Origin of the sequence: Colwellia sp. C1TZA3 (genome assembly GCF_007954265.1) — a bacterium.
Classification (GTDB): domain Bacteria; phylum Pseudomonadota; class Gammaproteobacteria; order Enterobacterales; family Alteromonadaceae; genus Cognaticolwellia.
The window spans coordinates 1-10,737 of the sequence record NZ_VOLS01000083.1 but is presented as its reverse complement, the minus strand read 5'-3'; the positions used below and the strand labels follow the sequence as shown (position 1 = coordinate 10,737).

Genomic DNA, 10,737 nt, shown 5'->3' with positions numbered 1-10,737 from the left:
CACGTCGATGTAGGACATTAGGGTAACGCAGGAGCAGTTACCGAGAATAACCATTATCTTCGTATCGCGCCTTGATCTGATTTCCTAGCTTAACGCTGAAACTGCATCTTGAAGTGGAACGGGTATAAGTAATTTTTAAAGGCGAGCGTAATCAAGTAAGCTGCTGCTATCTGCACTTCATATATTAGGTTATTTTATGTCAACTAAATCTATTTTAATTACGGGCTGCTCAAGCGGCATTGGCTTACACGCAGCGCTAACACTTTCAGCACGCGGTTATCAGGTATTTGCTACTGCGCGAAAAGCGCAAGATGTTAGCGAACTGCAAGCAAAAGGCTTAACCGCTTATCAGTTAGATCTTACTAAGCCTGAAAGTATTAGCCAAACCGTTACCCAAGTGCTTGAAGTTACCGGTGGACGCTTGGACTATTTATTCAATAACGGCGCCTATGGTCAGCCAGGCGCATTGGAAGACCTGCCAACAGCAGCGTTAAAAGAACAGTTTGAAACCAATGTTTTTGGCTGGCATGAACTCACCAAGCAAATCATTCCAGTGATGAAGCGCCAAGGCCATGGTCGTATTATTCAATGCAGTTCGGTATTGGGTTTTGTTGCTATGGCTTATCGTGGTGCTTACAATGCGTCAAAATATGCCATTGAAGGCTTAACAGACACTTTAAGGTTAGAATTAAAAAGTGCAAATATTGCAGTGATTTTACTAGAGCCAGGACCTATTAATACACAGTTTAGAGCCAATGCGTTGGCGGCTATTCAAGCCCATATCGACATCGAGGCGAGCGATCACAAAGTGCAATATCAACAGCAAATTGCGCGCTTAAGCAGTGAAAAATCAAATGCGTCTTTTACCTTAGAGCCATTAGATGTCACTCAGGCTTTGATTCATGCCTTAGAAAGTAAACGGCCTAAATTACGCTATAGGATTACCATGCCAACGAAGATTTTTGCCTTGTTAAAGCGCTTATTGCCAGCACGTTGGTTGGATTATTTACTCGCCAAAGGATGATTAGCTAAATTGTGTTAGATTTAGTGTTAGATATATATTTTTAAATTTTATAGCTTGAATAATAGCCATACAAAATATGGCCATTATTCAAAGGTAGCTCAGTTATATGTAGCCCTTCACAAATAATGAAAACTTATGGTTAGGCTGGGTAAATCCTGTAGCTAGATTGAGATAAATTAATTGACACTCTTGCATCATTAATAGTGAGAGAATCACAAATAACGTCACAAGTTGATAGAAAATGATGACAATTAAGTGCTAAGTGGAAGTCTCAGAGTTGCAGTAGCTAAGGTCTGTTTCAAGCCCATTATGCCGTTGGTATATAAAATATAAACATGATTTTTACTACATCCATAGCTCAGATTTATGTAATTTGGCTAAAGGTGTTTTTTGTTTTATTATTGGATTTTTACGATATGAGGAACACCTATATCGTTTTACAGATAGCGCTTTTCCTAACTTAATGTCATGAGTACAAGAGTGATGTAGGTATTGTGGTGATGAGTAAAAATAGGTTGGGCAGTTCATTAATTGTTATTCTGGTTGAGATACTTGAATTACATGCTGGACTGTTAGCTTTTGAGCTGGTGTCATGGCTAAAAATGTTTTTTTTAAATGTTTTTTTTAAATGTTTTTTTTAAATGTTTTTTTTAAATGGTTGAATCAACAATGAAAACACTTTATTTTCATTGTTGATTCAACCATTTAATGGAATAGGGCTATATTAATGTACTACACTGTTGGCTATACAGTTTTTTACTAAAGTTGGCTAAAATCAACCAATGGTAGGTTTTCAAAACTAGGTTTTGCAAAGAGGTAACCTTGCATTAATTCAATACCCAAATCACGTAAATATACGTATTCCTCTTTAGTTTCGATCCCCTCTGCTAACGGTATAATATTAAGATCGCGAAATATATTTAAACAATTTTTGACTATTGATTGACGAACTATATCTGTATTGATATTGCGAATAAGTTCCATATCAATCTTTACAATGGTAGTTTGAAAGTCTGCTAATAAACCTAAACCAGCATAGCCAGAGCCAAAGTCATCTATTGCCGTCTTAAATCCTAGCTTTTTGTAATATTCAACAATATTTTTGATGGCAGCAGCATCTTCAATTTTTTCAACTTCTGTAAACTCAAACATTATTTTTTCAGCGGGAAAACCATACTTTTCAGCTGCATCCAGTGTTGTCCGTATACAACGCTCTGGATTATATATAGCATTTGGAAGGAAATTAATGCTTAGCATTGATTCAAGTTTGAGTTTAGAGGCTAGGGCAATCGCTTTAATTCGGCAGAGTTGGTCAAATAGATAACGATTATCAACATTCACTTTAGATATTATTGAAAAGGCAGATTCATTATTCAAGCCACGAACTAATGCTTCATATCCATATATTTCATTAGTTTTACAGTTAATAATAGGCTGGAAAGCCATTGTAAAATCAAAATCAAGACTACTTTTATCAGAACAGTTAGCACATGAGAACCTGTCGTAAATCATGGGTTTTTCTTTCATATAATGTACTTTATTAATTAGTTGAAATTATTGAAAGCCATGTTTTCAATAATATAATCAACTTTAGCGTTTATTTGATTGTTTTGACTTGGCTAACCATATGATTAATTTTTATTAATTATTTAAGTGGGTAAAATGTCAAATCAAGAATATTTACACTTATGCTACAATAACACCTACATTTATGCTACAAAAAGTGTTAACCCATTGCTTTAAAATCAATATATTAAGGTTTTAGGGTTGAATCTGCGGGTTATACCAGTTCCATTAAGTTTGTGATCTTGTTGTGCGCAGGAAAAATAACTCAAGGTAAGGCGCTCGATTGAGCAATAGCTGGCTATTGGGATTGAGAGCAACACAGCCTTGAGCTATTTTAACTAGTACAAATGAGCAATAACTTAATGGGATTGGTATTAGGCATAAAAGAGAGACTAACACTTACAACAAAACGTTAGTCATTAATATTATGCATCGATGTCAGCCTTTAGCGATTAGAATACATAGCGTTAAACCAATGGATAATGGTACTTTGAAGTCATGTCTATACAATTAGCTGAGCGACTGAAATGGTGGATAACTCGCCAGTAAGAGGGAATGAATTAGTATTGGTGGTTCGATGACTCCTACAAGCTCCAAGCCGACATTAACATTCCATTTTTTTATGCTAACTATGGAGCATAAAGCGGTCATTGCTGACGTTCATATTAGATTCTTGAATATCAACTTAAAGCTGTGGGTTCAATCGAACAAAGGATACTCAAGTTTTTACTAAATCCTGTGACCGAGATTTACCCCTGCTCTTATTTTATGTGTTTTACTAATAATTTGAACGAATGCGTAAAGTAAGTTTACCTCTCACATCACATAATGCCCTCGAACGAATGAATTGCTTTTTATTTCATAGGTTTGTTAGTGATATTCACTCGAACAAGTGATAATTGTTGATTTTATTATATTTTAGGTTATTATTCATGCATACGCGTGAAAAAGGTGCTTTATGAAAATTCAAATACAGTCGGTTAAAGACATGGGGGCGATAGGCCAGGCTGTTAGGAAAAGCCAAGACTTCGATCAGGCAACATTAGGTGCATTTTCGGGAAGTGGGATCAACTTTGTTAGTCAATTTGAAAATGGAAAAACGACAGTTGAAATAGGGCGAGTATTTGAGTTATTAGATACGTTAGGCATAAAGCTGTCCATCGATATTCCTGTACCTCATGGTCTTGAGGCAAAAAACAGTTTAATGAAACGCTTAAAGCGTGCTGGTGTGGATGTAGACTTTGAGCTAACGAAAAATGGATCTGTTGCGAGAAAACTTTAATGACTGATAGAAAGTTAAACGTTTATGTCAACGACACTTTGATGGGCGTGATAACCGAAAAAACCAATATTTGGACATTTCAATATGAGCAGTCATGGGTGAAAACACGGGGCGCTTTTGCTCTTTGTCCTGATATACCACTCATTGAAAAGGTGCAAATAGACGGAAGTTCAAAGAGGCCTATTCAACACTTTTTTGATAATCTACTTCCTGAGGAAAATGCGCGAATATTGCTGGCAAAAGATCTTGGCGTAAAAGATAAACTAGATACTTTTATGTTGTTGGAAAAGTCAGGTAAAGAATCAGCTGGAGCCTTGACGATTACGTCAGAGGATATATTACTCCCAGAAAGAAGTATGGCCCATTTAACGTATGATGAATTAAATAGTCGCATACAAAACTTACCTAAGTCGCCATTAAATAATCAAAATACTAAGCGAATGTCACTTGCCGGTGCCCAGCATAAAATGTTGGTGATCATGCAAGGTGATGATATCTGCGAACCTAATTTATCGATGCCATCAACGCATATACTTAAGCCCAAACATTCTGTTCCGGATGAATATTGGCAGACGACAATGAATGAGTGGTTTGTAATGACATTGGCAAAAGCAGTGGGACTAGATGTTCCACCTGTTCGCATACTGTACACGCCAGAGCCAGTTTACATCATTGAAAGGTTTGATAGGCAAGGTGAGTTTCCTGAGCATCAAAGAGTTCATATTATAGATGCTTGTCAGCTATTGGGGGTAGATAAGCTTGCAAAGTATCCAATGTCCACCGTTGAGACATACAAAAAGGTGATAGAAGCCTCTAGGCCAAAAGGTAAAACAATACAAAGGCTTTATCAGTGGGTTCTTTTTAACCTGCTTATGGGTAATGGTGATGCACATCTCAAAAACATGAGTTTTTATCAGGTGGGTGATGGTTCGGTATTATCCCCATTTTATGATTTATTGAGTACCGCTATTTACGCGCCTCCACACGATACGTTAAACGAAGGTTTATCTATCGCCATTGGTGGTAAGGAAAGGTTTGGAGACGTTGAATATGCTGACCTTGTAGTTTTTGCTAGTGAAATTGGTTTACCAATAAAGGTTATGAAAAAAGTAACTTCTACTATGGTTAGTAAAATAGAGCGTGAGTTCGATGCCCTATTTGATAGCGTAGTGAAAGCGCCAGTGAATGTCCAAAAGGCTGGAGAAATACGTATGCTAAGAGAGATAAAATATAAGGTATTGATCCCTATTCTGAAAAATATTTCTACCGAATAGCACTTTACGCTCGACGACTCGCCAAGCAGTACATTAGGTATTGCCACGTCTTATAAATATTTATTTAAAACATACAATTCTATACGATTGGCTGTCTATTCATCATTTCGTACGTTTTAAAACAAAGTAGTCATTATTCGTGTGAATAAGGCATTTTAAATTTCTTGCCTAGCAAGAACGCTGGTTTTGAAGTCGGTATGTACTGGCACCATTACCGAGGCATAGCTACGTTTGATCGGAATGTTGGGAAGGGATGATCGTAACACTGGTAAAGTGTTACTGAAATATACAATTAGTGTAAATTTTGGATTATGGCATAAAATTAAGTGTTAGCATCCTTAGATAAAAATCTAACGGCAGCTATGCGCTTTACATTACTTATAACCTACTTCTTTTGCGATGAGAAAAACTTTATTTGTATATAATGAACGATTATATTGGTGGCTAACTCGCCAGTCAAAGGGTATTGGTGGTTCGATGTCTCCTGCAAGCTCAAAGCCGTCGTTGGTATTTCACCTCTTAACCCTAACTAATACCACAAAGCGGCCATTAGCTAAGAAGCACCAATCAATGCTTCGGATTAGATTTAGTATCAATAACGCTGCGTTAAGCGGATTAAAATAATGGGTTATAATATTGAGGTAAGAAACTTAACCCACTGTTTTAATTGCTTTTAAATTCCTTGTTATAGCGTTTACAAATGTACTATTTTGAGTAGCGTATTTCCAGCATGTTTAAATTATTATATATGCTGGATAATAATTTATTTAACTTTTCTCTTAGTTTTTTTCTAGTTTTGTCAAAATCAATTTGGTCCTTTTCTTCAAAGACTTCCTGATAGGACTCAACATGATCGTATACATTTTTAAAAGTTAACTGAAGATCTAGAATTGAGTTTGCAACTCCACAGTCAGGGGCGCCTAATATATCAACCTCATGCGATATTTTTTTCGCTTCAATCATTAACTCATTTACTTCAGACTTTAGCTCAAGTTCTTTTTCAATATCTTTATTCGGGCGATAAAAATTATGAACATCCCAATCTAAAATCGCATATTCAATACTTTTAATCTTAACTTTCCCATTCCAAATCATATTTAGATAACGCCCATACTTCAGCTGTTTTTCCCACTCATTTAGACCAGAAGCAGTAATTACAAAGATTGCAATTGTTCCTACACCAGATAAGAAACTACCGATGTTCCCCATATGCTGCAGAATAAAACTAAGTAAATCGATATTTTTTTGATAGGAAATAAATAGAATAGCTAGAGCCAGAAAGCCCAAGAACAAGCCTAAAAATAATAATGAATATTTCATAAAATTTAAAATCAAAGTACAAAACCTCGCATGCGCTATAACGCCTCACTAAGAGGCAAAAAATTGTTTGCTAAAATGTTTGAGGCACGAAAAACAGCAAACTGTTTTTTGTCTTTTTAAGTGACTTGTTATAACGCGACTACACTAACTTTCTTTAGCTTCTTCTTTGCCTTTTTCTTTAAAACTTACCGCTGAAGTCGTGTATTTACAGATTTTACAAATACGATCGCCAGTATCAGAACCGTTTATTCTTTCTTTATAAGTATCAGTTGAACTACATTTTGGACATGTATACATTTTATATTTCCTTTTATATTAAAACCAAGCGTCATCTTTATGGACATAAACACCATCTGACAAATATTCATAATCATCAGGGTTCGTCAATTGATCTCCGCCATCCTTTACATCTATAAGTCTTAAATGTTGCTCTACGACTTCCGAGGAAACTCTTTGCCAGCGAGTATCAAAACCTTCAGATGTTTTAGCTTTATAGCCAAATCGTTTTCCACTCTTTTCATTTGTAATTATGACAATGTCACCTACCTCAGGGCTTGGGCAAGCTTGATGCATTCTCTCTCGCCAAGCTTGTAAGTCTCCAGAAGTTGCACCACTTGGATCTGCAATCCATGAACCATCATCCCTAATAATTGTTGTCATTATTATTACTACCTTTGAGAGGCTAATTACCAGAATATGAATTAGCGTTATAACGCCCTAATAACAGGCAAAAAATTGTTTGCTAAAATGTTGAGGAACGAAACAGCAAACTGTTTTTTGTCCTTTTTTATTAGCTTGTTATATGTGACTTACTTGGCAAGAATTAAAATGACCAAGAACATAAATAGTTATAGCGTAGGATCAGTAGACTTAAAAAACCTCTCGCCACTTAACTGCTAACCATGAATTTGAGCCGTGTGTAAAAAACTGAGTAAGCATAAACCTAAACAGAATTTATAAAACCTAGGGGGAGTTGAGCGATGTGCACTAAATCCATTTAGGCAAAACTGTGTAACCAAAAATACGAACTGATCTTACTGCACTAAAGTTACCACAAAAGAGAACGGAAACAAGCATAAACCATTAAATTAAATGCCCAAGTTATAAAGAGTAATTACTTGAACAGTGGTGACATATAACGCCCTGTTAGGGGCAAATTGTAGTTGGCTAAAATGTGAAGCGGAGCAGAACTAGCCAACTGTAATTTGTCCCACTTTAACAGCTTGTTAGCAGTACTTTGCCACGAAGAGTCTTAAATTCATTACAATATAAAATCCATAAATTCTCTAGCATTGCTGAATTTTCTAGCAATAAATCATCCGAATTAGGCTCTTTGTACACTTTAGTTAAATCTTGAAGAATAGGGACTAATTTAATTGAAATAATATAAGCACTTAATATAGATTCTTGACTAAGCTTATGGTGCCTATTCAGTTTATTAAATGAAATCCCATACTCTCCACGTGTTTTTAAATATTGATCTAATTTATCTACGCACTGATCGTTAAGATAGCCAACATTATGAGCACTTCCAGCATTCGCTCGATACTTTTCAAGGAATAACTCTGCATTTCGATGTGCGGACATTGCTCTATACAACCGACCAAAATCATCTTCTAACGTATCAATCAATGTGTCTAGTTTATTGTGTTTATATTGTTCTTTCCATGCATGAAGTGCTAAATATGCAACAATAACGCCGAATAAAGTAGCAACATTTGCAACCATACTCAGCACTTTAATCAAGCTATCTAAATTGTCGTTAGATGTATGAAACATCTGTCCAAAAATCACACCTACCACAACAAGAAGAACGCAAATTAAAAAATATATAGATTTAAAGTTCAATATTTACTCAGACCTTATTTGTACTGCTAACGCCTCATTAAGAGGCAAAAAATGGTTGGCTAAAATAAGTGAACGTAGTGAACAAAAAGCCAACTGTTTTTTGTCCTTGTTTAATTTCTTGTTATGCTCTCGCCACAAAAACAGAAAGAATTTGTCTAGCAAGTTTTCTATCAATAGTTGCATTAGTCTTAAAAAGAAAGCTATTACTGAACTCTTCAGGGTTATCATCGATGGAGATACAGTGTCCGTCCGACGTTTCATCAAACGAAATGTATTTTTTATCAACTTTTCCGTTTATAAAAATTTTTCTGCCATCAGATTCCCGATATGTAATAGTAAAATCACTTGCTCCCTTATCAAAGTCATCAAAATGTATGCTTTCTGGTCTATGACGACATCGATTATCTGTAGATTTTAGAAAATACCAAATAACATCTAGTAGTTCATTGCATCGTTCTATTGATGGAGGTTTAGCATCTTGATGTTCACTAAGATTACGCACCAGAAACAAAGACTCAATTAATAAAGGTCTAATCAGTTTATAATCACTTAAAATTTCAACATATTTTCGTTTATTTCCAACCTCTTCAATACTTCGAAATGCGTATATTTTTTCTAGTAATTTAAATCGAATATCCATCGACTTTTTTAAATTTGAAATAGCATCTCGTAAATCAAACTCAGAGTTTGATTTATTACTCAATAACTCTTCAGCTCGCCCCCAATAATCAAAGCACCGATAAAATTCATCGTTATAAAGATAGTCGATTTCATCAATGCCATTAGGAATTTCGTCAAACAAGGGACTTAACCAGATTTTTTGCATAGAACAGTTCAACCTTGGAGCATAACGCCACGTTAAGCGGCAAAAAATTGTTGGTTAAAATGTTGAACGGAGTGAAAACAACCAACTGTTTTTTGTCCGTTTGAACGTCTTGTTATGTAATTGGTATTTAAGCGCTTTACACTAACAAAATACATTGAAAGTTAATAGGTAAACAAGAATGAATACAACACCACCGCCTAAAAAACACTGAACCTTGCTTTTGAGCCAACACAAATAACCTATTTAACGCGACACGAATAAACTCGATAAACAAAAAACGCTTGCTCGCGTTTACCCTTTACCAATATTTGGCGAAAACTCAAAGATACAAATACAACACTAGTTTGAAGCCATTAACGTTTTACACGTATTTCCCTAGAAAATAAGGCGGTACATAACGCCTAATTAACAGGCAAAAAATAGTTGGTTAAAATTAGCGACGAAGGAGCAAAAACCAACTGTTTTTTGTCCTTGTTTAATTTCTTGTTAGCTTTAAATTACCACCAAACCATTTACTCTTAATTCAAAATCAAGCTCAGCATATTTAACTGGTTTATTTTTTATATTCTCAGACGTTTTATAGTGATGAATGCCGTCTATTGTTTTGTTAAAATAGTAGTGTGAACCATCAATGGTTACATTTAAGCTTTCTAGAGTAATTTTTTTATTTTCTATTAAGTCATCACAAGTTGGCTGCGAAATTTTTACATTACCTATACCATTTGCAAAAAATTCTATTTTGCTTGTGCGATATTTTCTTTTGAAACCAACTTCTCTTACAGCCCAATAATTTCCTCGTTCTGCGCACATAGCGTCATAGAACTTTTCACATTTCATGTTTTTTTTAATTGCTGCTTCATCTTTGTATTGAAACTCAATAATGTTATTTCCTTCAATTTGAATTGGTTCACGTTCAAATTGCGAATCTAAGCATTCAATAGCTCCACAACCCGACAATAAAAACACAATCAATATAAGAGAATTACGCACAGAGTTTCCTTTAAAGCTAACGCCCTACTAAGCGGCGATAAATAGCTGGCTAAAATTGCGAGGAACGAAGCTAGCCAGCTGTTTAGCGTCCGTTTGAGTAGCTTGTTAGACTTACCATGCCTAGAAAGTGATTTTCACAGGCACTTGGCTACCATCCTCGTTTTCTAAAATTAACTTTAGGATATCTCCAGCTTCTTTCCGCATTAATTTTTTTGCTTCACTTGCAGGACAACCTGGGATTTTACAGTTTTCTACAGAAATAATTTTTTGGCCTACAATAATCCCTGCATTTTCAGCTGGAGAATTAGACCTTACTTTCTTGATGGTATAGGAAACCAGAGTTGGGCTAAAAAAACCATCAGCTTCAACTTCACCAGAAATACCAAGTTTTACACGTTCACCAGCTAAAACACCTAATGATGTAATTGAAATTAAAATAATTGAAATTTTGAAAATGTGCATAAACAATCCTTGTAAGTCTAACGCCCTGTTAACAGGCTAAAAATAGTTGGTTAAAATAAGCGACGAAGGAGCAAAAACCAACTGTTTTTTGTCCTTGTTTAACAGCTTGTTAAGTGCACATTGCTCCGAACTGTTCTCGACTAAT

11 protein-coding genes and 1 pseudogene are annotated in these 10,737 nt (G+C 35.4%); 3 read left to right on the top strand and 9 right to left on the bottom strand.

Annotated elements, in window-relative coordinates; all coding sequences use genetic code 11:
* Nucleotides 1-196 precede the first annotated feature (196 nt).
* Nucleotides 197-1,024, top strand: coding sequence for an SDR family oxidoreductase (locus tag ESZ39_RS16325; RefSeq protein ID WP_146880992.1), 828 nt, complete (start codon nucleotides 197-199; stop codon nucleotides 1,022-1,024).
* A gap of 351 nt (nucleotides 1,025-1,375) precedes the next feature.
* On the opposite strand, the pseudogene ESZ39_RS18165 reads toward ESZ39_RS16325, so the two are convergent.
* Nucleotides 1,376-1,618 (bottom strand): annotated as a pseudogene (locus tag ESZ39_RS18165) (IS1595 family transposase); the annotation flags it as partial.
* A 165-nt stretch (nucleotides 1,619-1,783) separates the two neighbouring features.
* Nucleotides 1,784-2,551: an EAL domain-containing protein gene (locus ESZ39_RS16320; protein ID WP_146880991.1), complete on the bottom strand. Its 768-nt coding sequence runs from the start codon at nucleotides 2,549-2,551 to the stop codon at nucleotides 1,784-1,786.
* A 997-nt stretch (nucleotides 2,552-3,548) separates the two neighbouring features.
* On the opposite strand from ESZ39_RS16320, the gene ESZ39_RS16315 reads away from it, so the two are divergent.
* Together ESZ39_RS16315 and ESZ39_RS16310 are read left to right on the top strand one after the other, a co-directional pair.
* Complete coding sequence (locus ESZ39_RS16315) at nucleotides 3,549-3,872, top strand: helix-turn-helix domain-containing protein (protein ID WP_146880990.1); 324 nt, start codon at nucleotides 3,549-3,551, stop codon at nucleotides 3,870-3,872.
* Nucleotides 3,872-5,146 carry a HipA domain-containing protein gene (locus ESZ39_RS16310; RefSeq protein ID WP_146880989.1) on the top strand — a complete coding sequence of 425 codons (1,275 nt, stop codon included), beginning with the start codon at nucleotides 3,872-3,874 and terminating at the stop codon, nucleotides 5,144-5,146. Before ESZ39_RS16315 ends, ESZ39_RS16310 begins: the two co-directional genes overlap by 1 nt.
* Nucleotides 5,147-5,851: 705 nt before the next feature.
* On the opposite strand, the gene ESZ39_RS16305 is transcribed toward ESZ39_RS16310, so the two are convergent.
* From ESZ39_RS16305 to ESZ39_RS16275, 7 genes are all read right to left on the bottom strand, one after another.
* Nucleotides 5,852-6,466, bottom strand: coding sequence for a hypothetical protein (locus ESZ39_RS16305; RefSeq protein ID WP_146880988.1), 615 nt, complete (start codon nucleotides 6,464-6,466; stop codon nucleotides 5,852-5,854).
* A 144-nt stretch (nucleotides 6,467-6,610) separates the two neighbouring features.
* Nucleotides 6,611-6,763: an Eag protein gene (locus ESZ39_RS16300; RefSeq protein WP_146880987.1), complete on the bottom strand. Its 153-nt coding sequence runs from the start codon at nucleotides 6,761-6,763 to the stop codon at nucleotides 6,611-6,613.
* Nucleotides 6,764-6,781: 18 nt separating this feature from the next.
* On the bottom strand, nucleotides 6,782-7,126 hold the full coding sequence (locus ESZ39_RS16295; RefSeq protein WP_146880986.1) for a hypothetical protein: 345 nt from the start codon (nucleotides 7,124-7,126) through the stop codon (nucleotides 6,782-6,784).
* Nucleotides 7,127-7,681: 555 nt separating this feature from the next.
* A complete protein-coding gene (locus tag ESZ39_RS16290) occupies nucleotides 7,682-8,314 on the bottom strand; it encodes a hypothetical protein (RefSeq protein ID WP_146880985.1) in 633 nt (210 codons plus the stop codon).
* Nucleotides 8,315-8,435: 121 nt separating this feature from the next.
* Nucleotides 8,436-9,140 (bottom strand): hypothetical protein, encoded by a 705-nt coding sequence (locus tag ESZ39_RS16285; RefSeq protein WP_146880984.1) that lies wholly within the window; start codon nucleotides 9,138-9,140, stop codon nucleotides 8,436-8,438.
* A 492-nt stretch (nucleotides 9,141-9,632) separates the two neighbouring features.
* A complete protein-coding gene (locus ESZ39_RS16280) occupies nucleotides 9,633-10,130 on the bottom strand; it encodes a hypothetical protein (protein WP_146880983.1) in 498 nt (165 codons plus the stop codon).
* A gap of 120 nt (nucleotides 10,131-10,250) precedes the next feature.
* Nucleotides 10,251-10,592 carry a PDZ domain-containing protein gene (locus ESZ39_RS16275; protein WP_146880982.1) on the bottom strand — a complete coding sequence of 114 codons (342 nt, stop codon included), beginning with the start codon at nucleotides 10,590-10,592 and terminating at the stop codon, nucleotides 10,251-10,253.
* Nucleotides 10,593-10,737 lie beyond the last annotated feature (145 nt).